Consider the following 14135-nt stretch of genomic DNA (forward strand, 5'->3'; position numbering starts at 1 on the left):
GAGGTTCTCATGCCTGACGCGATCGTGGCCGAGGGGCTGGTCAAGAGGTACGGCGAGATCGCCGCCCTCGACGGCATCGACCTGACCGTCCCCGAAGGGACGGTGCTGGGGCTGCTCGGCCCCAACGGCGCGGGGAAGACCACGACGGCGCGGATCCTCACCACGCTGCTCAAACCGGACGCCGGGCGCGCCACCGTGGCCGGGTTCGACGTCGTGCGCGACGCGCGCCGGCTGCGGGCCCACATCGGCGCCTCCGGCCAGTACGCCGCCGTCGACGACCACCTCACCGGCGCCGAGAACCTGGAGATGGTCGGCCGCCTCTACCACCTGGGCCCGCGACGCAGTCGCGAGCGCGCCCGCGAGCTGCTGGAGCGCTTCGACCTGACCGACGCCGCCGACCGCCCGGTGCGGGGCTACTCCGGCGGCATGCGCCGCCGGCTCGACCTGGCCGGCGCGCTGGTCGCCGCCCCGCCCGTGTTGTTCCTCGACGAGCCCACCACCGGCCTCGACCCCCGCGCCAGGATCGGCCTGTGGGACGTCATCGCCGAGCTGGTTGGGGAGGGCGCCACCGTGCTGCTCACCACCCAGTACCTGGAGGAAGCCGACCGGCTCGCCGACCGCATCGTCGTGGTCGACCAGGGCCGCGTGATCGCGCGCGGCACGGCCGAGGAGCTGAAGGACCAGGTCGGCGGCGACCGCATCCAGCTCTCGGTGACCGGCGCGGCCGGCCTGGAGAGCGCCGCCCGGATCCTCGCGCCGCTGGCCCTCGGTGACGTCCAGGTCGATCCCACCGCCCTGCGGGTGACGCTCCCGGTGGCGGGCGGCGCGGCCGCGCTCACCGAGGCGCTCGGCCGCCTGGCCGCCGAGCGCGTCGCCGTACGCGACGCCGGCCTGCGCCGGCCCACCCTGGACGACGTGTTCCTCAGCCTGACGGGACGCCAGGCCGACGAGAAGACCGCCGACGAGAAGACCAAGGAGACCGTCCGATGAACGCCCTGCGCCTGGCCGCCGCCGACGGCATGACGATCGCCAGGCGGAACGCCCTGAAGATCCGCAGAGCCCCCGACCTGCTGGGCGGCGTGGTGATGTTGCCCATCGTGTTCGTGTTGTTGTTCACCTACGTCTTCGGCAGCATGATCGAGCTGCCCGGCATGTCCTACGGCGAGTACCTGCTGCCCGGGATCTTCGTCATGACGATCGTCACCAGCGCCCAGATCACCGGCTACACGCTGACCCAGGATCTCCAGAAGGGCATCTTCGACCGGTTCCGCACGCTGCCGATGTCCCCGTCTGCGGTGCTCACCGGCCAGACCGTCAGCGACGTGATCATGAACGTGACCAGCATCGTCACGATGGCGCTGGTCGGCCTGCTGGTCGGATGGCGGATCAACAGCTCCCCGCCGGAGGCCGCGCTCGGCTTCCTGATGCTGCTGCTGTTCGCCTACGCCTTCTCCTGGGTGACGGCCACGGTCGCGCTGGCCCTGCGCACCCCCGAGGTGTTCAACAACATCGCCACCATCGCCTCGCTGCCGCTGGTGTTCCTGTCCAACGCGTTCGCCGACAGCGCGCGCCTGCCCGGCCCGCTGCGGCCGATCGCCGAGTGGAACCCGGTCTCCACGCTCGTGCAGGCCGCGCGCGAGCTGTTCGGCAACACCAGCGCGGCCCTGCCCGAGCCCACCGCGTGGCCGCTGCGGCACGCCGTGCCGGTGTCGTTGTTGTGGTCGGTCGTGCTCCTGGTCGTGTTCGTGCCGCTGGCCACGCGCCTGTACAAGAGAGCCGTCAGCCGGTGAACGGCGTCACGGGGCCGGACCGCGAACGCGCGGTCGAGCTGGTCCAGCAGGCGTACGCGGACGGCCGGCTCGACCCCGCCGAGCTGGAGCGGCGGCTCGAACTGGCGCTCACCGCCACCTCCTCCGGCGAGCTGGAGCCGATCGTCGCCGACCTGCCGGACGAGGTGGTGCACCTCACCTCCACCGGCGGGAGTGTCACGCGGTCCGGCGACTGGGACGTCCCGCGCCGGCTGCGCGTCGACTCCGCGTACGGCAGCGTGCGGCTCGACCTGTCGCGGGCGTACGTGCCGTACGCGCGGATCGACATCGAGCTGCGGCTGGCGTACGGCGGCGCCACGATCATCGTGCCCGCCGGCGCGAGCGCCAACGTCGACGGGGTGCGCTCCGAGTGGGGCCGGGTGAGCTGCAAGGCACCCGGCCGCCCCCGTCCCGGCAGGCCCCACGTCCACGTCACCGGCGCCCTTCCCTACGGCCGCCTCCGCATCCGCGCCGCGCGCGGATGAGCCGGCGCCGATGACCGGTGCGGATGATCCGGCGCGGGACGGTCCCCTCGTCCCGCGCCGGCGTCGCGACCCTGCCCCTCCCGTACGGGCAGGGGCGCGTCAGCCGTAGAAGTCCGCCGGGCAGATACGCACGCCGGGGATGGCCTGGTAGTCGCCGCCGTAGGAGACGGACGTCGCCGGGATCCACCCCCAGCCGCCGTGGATCCTGCTGGTGTCACCCTGGGTGTAGAGCCAGTAGTTGTTCCGCCCGCCGCCGTACTGCGGGTTCTCGCCGCTCTTGCGCTGGCAGACCATCCAGTTGTCGCCCGGGAACAGCACCCCCGTCGTCTCGGCGCCGGGCAGGGACGCCTGGTCGAGCACGGAGGTCTGGATCCAGGTCGGGCAGGTGCTGGTGGAGAACGTACGGCCCTTGTAGTCCGTCACGGTCGGACCGCCCCAGCAGGACGCGGACGCCTGCCGCGCCTCCGCGGGCGTGGCGAGCGCCAGCGACGCGGCCAGGACGGCGCCCGCGGCGAGCGCGTGGCGAAGGTTCATGACCGCTCCTGTCACGGGAATCGGGGGTTGGTGCCGGTGCACCACGGCACGCCGGGGATGGCCTGGTAGTCGCCGCCGTAGGAGACGGACGTCGCGGGGATCCAGCCCCAGCCGTTGTACTCGTTCTGCGTGGTGTCGCCCTCGGTGTAGAGCCAGATGTTGTTCCGGCCGCCGCCGAGCTGGTCGTTCTCGCCGCCCGACCGCTGGCAGACCACCCAGTTGTTCGCCGGGAACAGGTAGCCGGTCGTCTCGCCGTTCTGCGCCGGCAGTTCCCTGACGCGGGTCTGCGTCCAGGTCGGGCAGACCTTGGTCGAGTAGGTCTTGCCGTTCGGGATGGTGACCGTGGGGCCGCCCCAGCAGGACGCGCTCTGCGTGGTCGCCCCGGACGGCGCGCCGAGACAGCCCAGCGCCAGCACGGCGGCGCCGAGCGGGATGAAGACACGACGGGTCATGCGTGATCCTCTCCATGAGGTGTGGGTTCGGGACCAAGTCCACCCCGCGCCGGTCGTGTACGTCACCCTGTTCCTGCCTGAGCCGGAACACCCAGGTCGCGGGCCGGCAATCGGGTGATGATCGTGCTGCCAGCCGGTCGCCGGAGAATGCGGGCATGACCGGGGGAACCTTGAAGATCGTCTTTACCGGCGAGGACCTGGCCCGGGTGCGTATCGCCTCCCGCGTGGACGAGCTGTGGGAGATGGCGATGAGCCTGCACGTGCTGCAGAGGCCCGGCGGGGGCGACGACATGGCGAGCTGGCGCCGGCGGGCCCGCTCAGACCTGGCCGGATCGGGCCTGCTGCGGCCGGTACGCGAGACGCTGGCGCCGCTGATGCCGATCAAGGCGTACTTCCCCGACTTCCTGACCCCGTACGAGGCCCAGGCCGGGCCGGCGAACGGCCTGGACGCGCTCGCCCTCACCCCGGCCGTCCGCGTACGCCACGAGATCGACCGGCTACGCCGGCACGTCACCCTGCCCGGCACCCTCGACGAGCTGGCCCGGGGCCTCCGGCGTCCGCTGCGCCAACTGGCCCGGCTGGCGGGCCGCTACTGCCAGGTCGCCTTCGACCCCAACCGCGCCACGATGGAGCACGCGCTCGGCCGCGAACGCGCCAGGCTCACCCGCCTGCTCACCGACCAGGGCGTGGAGGCCATGTTGTCGGCCCTGACGCCGCGTACCCGCTGGCGGCCTCCGGTCCTGGAGACCGACTACGCCCCCGGCCGGTACGAGATCCACCTGCGCGGCCGCGGCCTGACCCTGATCCCCTCCTACTTCTGCCGCTTCACGCCGGTCGCCCTGGCCGACGCCAGCCTGCCGCCCGTCCTGATCTTCCCGGCCCCCCGCCGCGCCCCCGAACCCGGACCCGGGCCGGGCGACGTGCTGTCCGACCTGCTCGGGGCGAACCGGGCCCGGGTCCTGCGCTGCGTCGCGGCCACCGACGGGTGCACCACCAGCGAGCTCGCCCGGCGTACCGGGACGTCGTTGTCGTCGGCCAGCGCCCACGCCCAGGTGCTACGCCGGACCGGCCTGATCACCAGCACCCGCCACGCCAACATGGTCATCCACCAGGTCAGCCGCCTCGGCGCCACCCTCCTCGCCCACCGGCCCCGCCCCTGAGGGACGGGGTGACGACAACGCGCTGAGGACGCGGTGGCGCAGCAGCTCGTACTCCTCACGGCACCGGCGGGGCGCGTCCGGCGGCCGGTGTTGCACGACGCCGCCCGCGACGACCTCGCCCGGACGGAACTGGTCGTCAGTGAGGTCGATCTCGGTGCCGTCGGGCAGCCGGTTCCAGTAGTGATGCCCCACCTTGACCCCGTCGACGTGGACCTCGGCCAGGATCAGGTCGCCGCCGAGCAGGTCATGGACGACCAGGGCGGTCGTGCCGCACTGCCCTCTCGCCGGATTGTCGGGCCGCCACTCCTCCCGCGCGGCGACGTCGCAGGTGTCAGGGCCCCACGCGGCTCGTACGGCCGGTTTCAACACGTCCAGATTCACCATCCCGCGAGCCTCGCAGACGGGTACGACAATCCCCGAGGTGCCTGCGCAGGAAGTCGAGCTGGTGGAGCAGCATGCCCTCGAACACGTCCTCGTCGGAGGTCGGCGCGTGGGCGGCGCCGGCCAGCGGCAGCACCTCGTGCGGGCGGCCTGCGGCCAGCAGCGCCGACGACAGGCGCAACGTGCCCGCCGGGAACACGTTGTCGTCGGACAGGCCGTGGATGAGCAGCAGCGGCCTGGACAGGGTCGCCGCCCCGGTCAGCGTCGAGCAGGCGTCGTAGCGTTCGGGGTGGCGGTCGGGGTGGCCGAGGAAACGTTCCCGCCAATGGGTGTCGTACAGGCGCTGGTCGCTGGTCCCGGCGCCGGGGACGGCGGCGTGGAAGACGCCGGGGTGGCGCAGCACCGCCATGACGGCCAGCGTGCCGCCGAACGACCAGCCGCGCATCGCGACCCGGCCCAGGTCCAGCTCCGGACGGCGGGCCGCGACCGCGTGCAGGGCGGCCACCTGGTCGGCCAGCACCGGGCCGAACATGTCGCCGTGCACCTCGCGCTCCCAGTCGGGGCCGCGGCCGGGCGTGCCGGCCCCGTCGGTGACCAGGACGGCGAACCCCTGCTCGGCGAACCACTGCGAGACGAACATCATCGGCGCCTGCTCGGCGGTGACCCGGCGCGCGGCCGGCCCCGCGTACGGGTCCAGCAGCACGGGCAGGGCCGGGTCGCCGGGGCGGTGCCAGGAGGGCAGGTGCAGGTCGCTGCGCAGCTCGCGCGCGGTGGTGACCAGCGACAACCGCCGCAACGGCGACACCGGGCGCTGCGCCAGGGACACGATCTCGGCCCCGGGCCGCCCGCCGCGTTCCACGTGCACGCGCGTTCCCGGGTGTTCGGCGGTGCGGCTGAGGCGGACGAGCGTGCCCGCCCGGCGCGTCCCGCCGTGCACGCCCGGTGTGACGCTGATCCGGCGGGCGCCCGACGACGGGGTGTGGAGCCACAGGTGCGTCTGCGCCGGGTCGTCGGAGGCGGTGAACAGGATCTCCTCGCCGTCCACGCCGAGGACCTCCTCCAGGTGCAGGCCGGGCGGTGTGAGCGGGACGCCGTCGAGGGTGAGCCGCCGGGTGCCGTCCAGGTCGGCGTGCGCCACCAGGCGGCCCGATCCCGTACGGGCGGGCGTGCCGGGGACGAGCTGCACCCAGCACCTGTCGTACTGCTCGGCCAGCAGCCGCGTCCTGCCGGAGCCGGGGTCGGCGGCCAGCACCCGGACCGTCCGCTGGTCCCGGCTCTGCACCGACATGTACGGGCCGTGGGCGTCCCAGCCCGCCGCCGTGACGTACTCGAAGGCGGCCCGGTCCCAGGCGACCTCGACGTGCCGGCCGCGCAGGTCGGCGATCCGCAGGGTGACGTCGGCGTTGGACGTGCCGGCCGCCGGGTAGCGCACTGCGCGGGGCGGGCGCGCGGGCTCGGCGGGGTCGCCGATGTGCCAGAGGGCGACGCGGGTCTCGTCCACGCGGGCGGTCAGCAGGCGGGTGCCGTCCGGCGACCACCAGTAGCCGCGGGTACGGCCCATCGAGCCGGAGGCGGCGTACTCGGCGGCGCCGAACCGTACGTCCGGCCCGTCGGGCTCGGCCACGGCGCGGTCGTCCGTACCGTCGGCGCCGATCACCCGCAGGGCGCCGCCGGAGAGGTAGGCGACCAGCCGTCCCGACGGGTCGGGGCGCGGGTCGCGGGGCGTGCCGGTCACCGGCAGCCCGCGGACGCGGCCGGTGGCGACGTCCACCGCCCACAACGCGCCCGCCAGCACGAACACCGCCAGCGCCCCCGCCTCGTCGGCGGCATAGGCGCCGATCCCGGGGACGCCGCCGTCGGCGGGGGCCGTGAGCAGGGCGGCGGGGTCGGCGAGCAGGCGCTCCTCGCCGGTGCCGGCGTCCACCGCCCACAGGCAGGAGACCGGGTCGTCCCCGGCACGGCTGCGCAGGAACAACACCGAGGAGCCGTCCCCGGAGACGGTGAAGGCCGAGGGGGCTCCCAGGGTGAACCGCCGGGTGCGGGCGAACTGCCTGGGCAGGCTGATCCTGTCGTCGTCGTGGTGCGGCATGCGTGCCTGTTTCCTCTCACTGGTCCGGCTTCCGGGCACAGCAAAAAGCGCACACCGTAACGGTGTGCGCTTCGTCTGTGTCAGATGATCGGCGGGACTGTCTCGCGCGGCTCCCGCTGCCGCTCCTCGCTCGCCGGGCGCTGTCTGCGGCCGAGCTTCCGACATTTTACTACATGATCACCTTCGCGTCGCCGCCGGTGGCCGCCCCCGGCGGGCCGTACGTGCTCTGGTACTGTGACGGTCTCTGACCGAGTCGTTCCTGGGAGGTGAGACCCATTACCGCTGTGTCAGTCCGGGGCTCCCTTCCGGCAGCCGTGCGGCCCACCGAAGCCAGGTGACCGCGGGGAGCGCCCACAGGCATTCCGAAAGGCTCCCCATGTCGGTCTTCTCCACTCAGGTCTCCATGTCCGCCGTCGTCACCCGGCTGCGCGCCGCCGGGTGCGTCTTCGCCGAGGACGAGGCCGAACTCCTCGTCTCCACCGCCCGTACCCCGTCCGAGCTGGCCGGGATGGTCGAACGCCGGGCCGGCGGCCTGCCCCTTGAGCACGTCCTGGGCTGGGCGCGGTTCTGCGGGCTGCGCGTCGTCGTCGAGCCCGGGGTGTTCGTGCCCAGGCCCCGTACCGAGTTCCTCATCCGGCAGGCCGTCGAGCTGGCCGGAAGGGCCGCCCGGCCGCCGGTCGTCCTCGACCTGTGCTGCGGCACGGGCGCGATGGCCGCCGCGGTCGCGGCGGCGCTCGGGGAGGCCGAGGTGCACGCCGCCGACCTCGATCCTGCCGCCGTGCGCTGCGCCCGGCGCAACCTCCCCGGCGGCCACGTCCACCAGGGCGACCTGTACGACGCCCTGCCCGCCTCGCTCCGCGGCCGCGTCGGCATCCTGATCGCCAGCCCGCCCTACGTGCCCACCGAGTCGGTCGGCCTGCTGCCTCCCGAGGCCCGCCTGCACGAGCCGCTGGTGGCGCTCGACGGCGGCGACGACGGGCTCGACGTGGTGCGCAGGGTGATCGCCGGGGCGTCCGGGTGGCTCGCGCCGGGCGGCCACCTGCTGGTGGAGACCAGCGAACGGCAGGCGGCGGCCACCGTCGAGGCCGCTGTCGCCGCGGGCCTGTCCGCGCGGGCCACCGTGTCGGAGGAACTGGACGCCACCGCCGTCATCGGCACCCTTCCCGCCTGAGCGGGCTTAGGGTGGTCGGGCTATGACACGGAAGGGACTGGCGCGCGAGGGCGTCGTACGCGCCGCGCTCGAACTGCTCGACGAGGTGGGGCTCGACGGCCTGTCCGTACGCCGCCTGGCCGCCGCGCTCGGCGTGCAGAACCCGGCGCTCTACTGGCACTTCCGCAACAAGAGGGAGCTGCTGGACGAGATGACCCGCGCCCTGCTGGCCCCGGACATGGGCGGCCCGGAGGACGGCGAGCCCTGGCAGGACTGGCTCGCCCGCCGGGCCCACCGCTACCGGCGCGTCCTGCTGAGCCACCGCGACGGGGCCCGCCTGGTCGCCGGGAGCGATCCCGGGGCGGGTGTCGCGCGCGCGTTCGAGGAGGAGTTGCGGGTGCTCACCGGGCTCGGCTTCACGCCGGGCCAGGCGCTGCACACGATCGCCTCGGTCAGCCACTACACCACCGGTTTCGTGCTCAGCGAGCAGGCCGGGGGCGAGCGGGAGAGCGGGCTGGACCTGGCGGAGTTCCCGCTGCTGGTGGCGGGGGTGCGCGAGGGCGGGACGCCCGGGGGCGACGAGGCGTTCACGTTCGGGCTGCGGGCCCTCATCGCGGGGGTGAGCGCCACCCTGCCGGACCGGCGGCCCTGACGGAAAGGTGGGGGGCAGTGTGGTGCCCGGCGCGCCGGAGCGTGCCGGGCACCGTCCGCGTCCTGTCTACGGACGCTGCGGACGGGTGGGGTTGGCGGTGGTCCCCGTCGTCGTGGTCCCGGTCGTGCCGGTGCCTGTGGTGCCGGTGGTGCGGGTGGTGGTGGACATGTGCTCAGCCGTCCCTACCGGGTTGCGGCCCTTGCGCAGGCCAGCCAGGCCCAGCAGTCCGAGCAGCCCCAGCAGGCCCCACAGACCGCCGTTGCCGCCGCCCCCTTCGTGTTTGGTCTCGGTCGGTTGCGGGCTCGGCGTCGCCTGACTCTGGGCGACGGGCGTGTCCGCGACAGCGGTGGCGGCCGGGGCCAGCACCAAGCAGAATGCCAGCCCCAGGCCGGTGAGCGTCTTGCGCATGTGAGTTCCCCCGGATCCGGCGGCTCTCAAGGCGGAGAGGCCGCCTGTCGCGCCTTCCGGGCAAGGGCCCGGAAGGTTCCCCCGAAATGGAGCGAGACTCCATACTCGCTGGTAGACATACCCTCGCCCGCCAAAACAATCCCCCCATACCTGGACATACCACCGCGCTACGGACAGGCAGGGTGAAGGCGCACCGACCCCGGGGGAGCGGTCAGAGGGCGGTGGCCAGCTGGGCGGTCAGGGCGTCGGCCTGGGCCAGGCCGCTGGCCGCGGCGATCTCGTCGAGGGTCTGCGCCGGGCGCACCTCGCTCAGCCGCACCTCGCCGTCCGCCGTGACGGTGAAGCCGTGCACGGCCGGGTACGGCAGGCTGTTGTAGGCCCAGGGGGTGGAGAAGTAGTAGGCGCCGGTGTCGTGCAGCACGACGATGTCGCCCTCGGCCAGCTCCGGCAGCTCCCTGGCGTGCGCGACCACGTCGCCGGCGAAGCAGCACGGGCCCGCGACGTCCTGGGCCAGGCGGGGGCCGTCCTTGGGGTCGCCCGCCGGTCCGTACGCGCCGATCCGCAGCGGCCAGGCGTCCGGCATGAGCACCGTACGGGTGGCGACCTGCGCGCCCGCGTGGGTGATCGCGATCCGCCGCCCGCCCGCGTCCTTGGTGTACTCCACCAGCGCGGCGATGAAGCCGTTCTTGGCCAGCAGCGACCGGCCGAACTCGGTGACCAGCGCGTACCGGCCGTCGAACAGCCCGGGGACGGCCGCGCGCAGCGTCGCGACGTAGTCGGCGTAGGTGGGGGCCACCTCGTCGCCGTCGAAGTTCACCGGCAGGCCGCCGCCGATGTCGATGCTGGTGATCCGCCGGGTGCCGAGCCTGGCGTTGATCTCCTCGGCCAGCTCGTACGTCTCCGCGATGCCCGCCGCGATCAGCTCCAGCGGGCACCCCTGGGAGCCGACGTGCGCGTGCAGGCGGGTCAGCCAGGGCCGCTCGGCGAAGGCGCGGACGACGGCCTCGCGCGCACCGGGGTCGCGCAGCGCGACGCCGAACTTCGAGGTCGCGGTCGCGGTGCTCATCGCGCCGATCGAGCCGGTGCCGACCTGCGGGTTGACCCGCAGTCCCAGCACGGAGGCGGAGTCCGGCGCGCGCAGCTCGTCGATGCGGCGCAGCTCGCCGAGGCTGTCGGCGTTCACCGCGACGCCCAGCGACAGGGCCTGGCGCAGCTCCTCGCGGGTCTTGGCGGGGGAGTCGAAGACGATCGTGCCCGGCGCGAACCCGGCGTCCAGGGCGATGCGCAGCTCGCCGGGGCTGGCCACCTCGCACCCCATGCCCGACGCGGCGAGCAGCCGCAGGACGGGGATCAGGGACGCGGCCTTGGCCGCGAAGGTGTGCAGCACGTCCGGTACGTCCCCGAACGCCTCATGCAGGGCCCTGACCGAGTCGCGCACGCCGGCGGTGTCGATGAAACCGGCGACCGGCTCGCCCGGCCCGAGCGCGCCGCCGCGTACGGCGTGGCGCAGCACGTGGGCGGCGCGTTCGGCGGTGGTGCCGCGGGCAGGGGCGGGCGCGAGCGTGGAACTGCTCTGGATCACGTCCAAGGCTCCTGGATGCATCGGGAAAGAGAGAGTTTCGGAGGGGGGCTACCTGAGATTCGGGCATGACCGCATGCCGAGTCTTCATCCGATGGGCCAAAGCCCGCCTCCGGCTTTGTCCACCCGGCTAAGGAAACTCTGGAGCCCCAGGTCAGGTGGCCAGGCGGACGGCGAGGGTGAGCAGAAGGCGGGTGTCGGGGTCGTCCAGGTCGACGCCGAAGCGTTCGCGGGCGCGGCGCAGCCGGTAGCGCAGGGTGTTCGGGTGCAGGACCAGGCGGCGGGCGGCGCGGCCGACGTCCACGGCCCCGGCGAGGTAGGCGGCGATCGAACGGACCAGCTCGCCGCCCGCCGCCAGGTCGGTGCGGACCAGGTCGTACACCGGGCCGCTGCCCCGCTCCCACACCGGGCGTACGGCGTCCAGCACGCGCAGCACGTCGAGGGCCGGGCCGAGGTCGGCCGCGAGGGCGTGGCGGGGGCCGCCGTCCCGGGCGCGCAGGACCCGTACGACGAGGTCGGCCTCCTCCCGCGAGCCGGACGCGGCCGCCGGCGAGGGGGCCACCGCCCCCGCCCCCACCCACACCGGAGCCGCGCCCGGCGTGGCGGCGGCCAGCGCGTCCAGCTCGCGGGCCAGTCCGAGCACGTCCCGCTCGTCGCCGCCGCGTACCGGCACCAGCGCCGCGACCCGCCCGGTCTCCCGCAGCACCAGCACCCCGGGACGGTAGGAGGCGGCGTGCAGCGCGAGCACCTCCAGCACCCGCTCGGCGGCCGACCCGCGGGCCGCCGCGCCCTCGCCCGGCGCGGGCGCGTCGGGGCCGGTCTCGGCCAGCACGACCGCGCAGCGCAGGTCGGGCGGCAGGCCGAGGGTCCAGGCGTGGGTGCTCAGGTCGCCCTCCCCGGCCAGCAGCCCGCGCAGCGCGTGCTCCTCGCGCCGCCGCGCGCCGCTCTCTCGCAGCCGGTGCTGCACCAGGTACGGCACCGCCACCTCGGCGGCCCGGCTCAGCGCGCTCGCGGCGTTGGGCGTGAGGCTGCGGCCGTCGGCGGCGGCCCAGATCGAGCCGAGCATCTCCCGCCCGCTCCGGATGGCGATGATCAGCCGTTCGGGGGTGCTCTCGTCGGCGGGCCGGTGGATCACCTCGCCGGAGGACCACAGGGTGCGCAGCAGGCCGCTGCGCCGCAGCTCCTCCACCCGCCAGTCCGGCACCCGGCCGCCCAGGATGGTGGAGCGGCGCAGCTCGTCGGCCTCCGGCCCGGTCGCCGAGTGCGCCAGCACGCGGAACTGGGTGTCCTCGATGGTGATCGAGCCGCCGGTGAACTCGGCGACCACCGAGGCCAGCGCGGCGAGCCCACCGCCCGCCGTGGCCTCGGCCATCCGGTCGCCGCGTCCGGCCTCGCCGTAGGCGGCGGCCGAGCGCAGCATGGTCGCGACGTCGTCCCAGTCGGCCCACTCGGCGCGGGCCAGCAGCGCGATGCCGCCCTGCTCGGCCACGTCGAGCGCGTCGGCGGCCAGGTCCTCGCCCGCCCGCACGACGACCGCCGCGGCGCCGCGCCGCGCCGCCTCGCGGATGGAGGCCGTGGCGGCACCGGTGGAGTGGAACAGCCCGGCGGCCAGGACGATCCGGCCCGCGTAGGAGCGGGCGGGCCCTTCGTCGCCGATGATCATCCCGGTCACGCGGACGTCCTGGCCCGAGGGCGCCAGCAGCAGCCGCAGGTCGCCGCCCTCGTCGAAGGCGAGCAGCTCGCGGAGGGTGATTTGCCCCCGTTTGGTCATGCTGGCGAGCATACGCAGGTCGCGCCGCCTGGCAGGCTGGGGGCCATGCGATTCGGCGTACGAGAGTTCGAGCTGGCCCTGATGCACCGCATGCGCGACCTCAACCCGCTCCGCGTCGAGCAGGCGCTGGCCGACCTGGACGCCACCCGCGCCGAACTGCGCGCCGCCCACACCCACTGGACCCGGCTGGCCCACTCCGCGACGGCGCCCAAGGGCCGGGCCGCGCTGCGGATGGCACTCGGCCCGCCCCCGTACGCGGGCACGACCACGTTCGGCAGCCTGACCTGCGACGTGGCGCGCTGGCGGCTGCCGTCCTGGCCGGAGCTGGAGTTCGAGGCGCTGACCGGTCCGGGCGGCGAGGTGTGGAACCTGTGGTTCGTGCGGCCGGGCGGCGGCCGGACGGTGTCGTTCGCGGACCTGACGCCGTGGGGATGCGTCGTGGCCGACGTCGCCGCCGGCTTCCCGGTCAGCGCCCAGGGCGAGGGCTCGGCCCCGCATCACTGGGCGGTCGACTTCACCCACGACGGCACGCCCCGCCGCGCCCTGTTCGTGTACGGCCTCTACCAGCGCCTGGCCTGACGCCTCCCGCATACGGCCGATACCGGCGCCCGGCCTGATCCCCTCCGCGCCACCCGGCCCCCGCCGTACCGGGTGGCACGTTCCAGGGAGGGCCGGAGGTCAGGCGGTGACGAAGTCGGCGACCACGATCGTGGAGTCGTCCTTGGGCGCGGCGGCGGAGATCTCGTCGTACAGCCGGTCCAGGCAGGCGGCGGCGGACGGGCCGACGGCCAGCAGCTCGGTCAGGCGGTGGATGCCCAGAGCCTTGACCACGCCGTCGGTGACGACGGCCACGCGGTCCCCCGGCCGCAGCGGCACGCTGCCGATCTCGGGGTTCAGCGTGGAGGCCAGGCCGATCCCGCGCAGCAGCGGGCCGTCGTCGAAGGAGTGCGAGGTGGTGAGCTGCCGCGGCTTGCCGCCCTTGGAGCAGTGCCAGATCACGCCGTTGCCCACGTGGGCATAGCGCAGGCACGGCGTCTCACCCGCGTCGAGCACCAGCAGGTCCAGCGTCGTGACCAGGCCCGGCCGGGACGGCGCGCGCAGCGCCGCCCGCCGCAGGGCCCGATGGGCGGACTGGGCGCACTCGTCCATGTCCTCGTCGCGGCGGGCCGCGTGCTGCGGGCGGGCGGAGACCACGGCGCCCAGGGCCAGGGCGGCGGCCGTGTGCGCGACCTCCGTGCCGCCCTGGCCGTCGGCCAGCGCGATCAGCCGTTCCTGGACGACGTAGGCGTCGGAAGGGTGGCCGTGCGAGCCGTCGTACGTGCCGCCCGCGGTCACCAGGCGGGGCCGCGCCGCGGGCATGCCCGGCGGCCAGCCCCCGCGGCGGCCGCGGACCGCCATCACGGAGAGGCAGCCGAGGAGAATCGAGATCGAGAAAAAGGTCATGATCGTCCCTCCCGTCGCGCGCGACGACACCTGCCCAGTACATCCCTCTTGCGTGGGATGCGACTGACGGCTGATCGGCCGTCGTGGCGGCACGACGGCCGATCAGCCGTCATGCCGCGCCGGGCCCGGTCGGCCCACAGTGGGGCAGGGCGGCGCACGCGCCACCGGAGAGCCGCCGGTCCGAGGAAAGAGCCATGGAAACCGCCGTGCTGCCGACCGTCAT

General features: G+C 74.5%; 15 protein-coding genes. 7 read left to right on the top strand and 8 right to left on the bottom strand.

The features are described 5' to 3' along the window. Positions 1-9 precede the first annotated feature (9 nt). Genes DMB42_RS26980 through DMB42_RS26990 form a run of 3 tightly spaced genes read left to right on the top strand, consistent with a single transcriptional unit; the run spans position 10 to position 2293 of the window. Complete coding sequence (locus tag DMB42_RS26980; protein ID WP_125637836.1) at positions 10-990, top strand: ATP-binding cassette domain-containing protein; 981 nt, start codon at positions 10-12, stop codon at positions 988-990. Further along, entirely contained in the window at positions 987-1790 is an 804-nt protein-coding gene (locus DMB42_RS26985; RefSeq protein ID WP_125637837.1) for an ABC transporter permease, read from the top strand. The genes DMB42_RS26980 and DMB42_RS26985 overlap by 4 nt, the downstream gene beginning before the upstream one ends. Further along, positions 1787-2293 carry a DUF1707 domain-containing protein gene (locus DMB42_RS26990; RefSeq protein WP_125637838.1) on the top strand — a complete coding sequence of 169 codons (507 nt, stop codon included), beginning with the start codon at positions 1787-1789 and terminating at the stop codon, positions 2291-2293. Before DMB42_RS26985 ends, DMB42_RS26990 begins: the two co-directional genes overlap by 4 nt. Positions 2294-2392: 99 nt before the next feature. Here DMB42_RS26990 and DMB42_RS26995 read toward each other — a convergent pair whose 3' ends face one another. Together DMB42_RS26995 and DMB42_RS27000 are read right to left on the bottom strand one after the other, a co-directional pair. Continuing rightward, on the bottom strand, positions 2393-2827 hold the full coding sequence (locus tag DMB42_RS26995) for a hypothetical protein (protein ID WP_125637839.1): 435 nt from the start codon (positions 2825-2827) through the stop codon (positions 2393-2395). Positions 2828-2838: 11 nt separating this feature from the next. Beyond that, positions 2839-3279: a hypothetical protein gene (locus DMB42_RS27000; protein ID WP_125637840.1), complete on the bottom strand. Its 441-nt coding sequence runs from the start codon at positions 3277-3279 to the stop codon at positions 2839-2841. 155 nt (positions 3280-3434) lie between these two features. Between DMB42_RS27000 and DMB42_RS27005 the strand changes: the two genes are divergently transcribed. Next, positions 3435-4439 (top strand): helix-turn-helix transcriptional regulator, encoded by a 1005-nt coding sequence (locus DMB42_RS27005; RefSeq protein WP_125637841.1) that lies wholly within the window; start codon positions 3435-3437, stop codon positions 4437-4439. Here DMB42_RS27005 and DMB42_RS27010 read toward each other — a convergent pair. Together DMB42_RS27010 and DMB42_RS27015 are read right to left on the bottom strand one after the other, a co-directional pair. Then, on the bottom strand, positions 4335-4823 hold the full coding sequence (locus DMB42_RS27010; RefSeq protein WP_185844877.1) for a hypothetical protein: 489 nt from the start codon (positions 4821-4823) through the stop codon (positions 4335-4337). The genes DMB42_RS27005 and DMB42_RS27010 overlap by 105 nt on opposite strands. Continuing rightward, entirely contained in the window at positions 4771-6909 is a 2139-nt protein-coding gene (locus tag DMB42_RS27015; RefSeq protein WP_125637842.1) for a prolyl oligopeptidase family serine peptidase, read from the bottom strand. Before DMB42_RS27015 ends, DMB42_RS27010 begins: the two co-directional genes overlap by 53 nt. Before the next feature lie 403 nt (positions 6910-7312). Between DMB42_RS27015 and DMB42_RS27020 the strand changes: the two genes are divergently transcribed. Further along, the gene (locus tag DMB42_RS27020) at positions 7313-8080 is read left to right on the top strand and encodes a putative protein N(5)-glutamine methyltransferase (RefSeq protein WP_396983673.1); all 768 of its coding nucleotides are present in this window, start codon (positions 7313-7315) and stop codon (positions 8078-8080) included. Positions 8081-8102: 22 nt separating this feature from the next. Continuing rightward, positions 8103-8711: a TetR/AcrR family transcriptional regulator C-terminal domain-containing protein gene (locus DMB42_RS27025; protein ID WP_125637844.1), complete on the top strand. Its 609-nt coding sequence runs from the start codon at positions 8103-8105 to the stop codon at positions 8709-8711. Positions 8712-8777: 66 nt separating this feature from the next. Here DMB42_RS27025 and DMB42_RS27030 read toward each other — a convergent pair whose 3' ends face one another. The 3 genes from DMB42_RS27030 to DMB42_RS27040 all read right to left on the bottom strand — a co-directional run bounded on the left by DMB42_RS27030 (position 8778) and on the right by DMB42_RS27040 (position 12469). Then, positions 8778-9119 carry a WGxxGxxG family protein gene (locus tag DMB42_RS27030; RefSeq protein WP_125637845.1) on the bottom strand — a complete coding sequence of 114 codons (342 nt, stop codon included), beginning with the start codon at positions 9117-9119 and terminating at the stop codon, positions 8778-8780. A 211-nt stretch (positions 9120-9330) separates the two neighbouring features. Next, on the bottom strand, positions 9331-10701 hold the full coding sequence (locus DMB42_RS27035) for a diaminopimelate decarboxylase (RefSeq protein WP_260477967.1): 1371 nt from the start codon (positions 10699-10701) through the stop codon (positions 9331-9333). Between the two features lie 151 nt (positions 10702-10852). Then, complete coding sequence (locus DMB42_RS27040; RefSeq protein ID WP_260477968.1) at positions 10853-12469, bottom strand: CdaR family transcriptional regulator; 1617 nt, start codon at positions 12467-12469, stop codon at positions 10853-10855. A gap of 45 nt (positions 12470-12514) precedes the next feature. Between DMB42_RS27040 and DMB42_RS27045 the strand changes: the two genes are divergently transcribed. Beyond that, the gene (locus tag DMB42_RS27045; protein ID WP_125637848.1) at positions 12515-13048 is read left to right on the top strand and encodes a hypothetical protein; all 534 of its coding nucleotides are present in this window, start codon (positions 12515-12517) and stop codon (positions 13046-13048) included. A 99-nt stretch (positions 13049-13147) separates the two neighbouring features. On the opposite strand, the gene DMB42_RS27050 is transcribed toward DMB42_RS27045, so the two are convergent. Continuing rightward, positions 13148-13912, bottom strand: coding sequence for a SpoIIE family protein phosphatase (locus DMB42_RS27050; protein WP_125637849.1), 765 nt, complete (start codon positions 13910-13912; stop codon positions 13148-13150). Positions 13913-14135: the final 223 nt, after the last annotated feature.

The sequence above is a fragment of the Nonomuraea sp. WAC 01424 genome, assembly GCF_003947315.1.
GTDB classification, from domain to species: domain Bacteria; phylum Actinomycetota; class Actinomycetes; order Streptosporangiales; family Streptosporangiaceae; genus Nonomuraea; species Nonomuraea spiralis.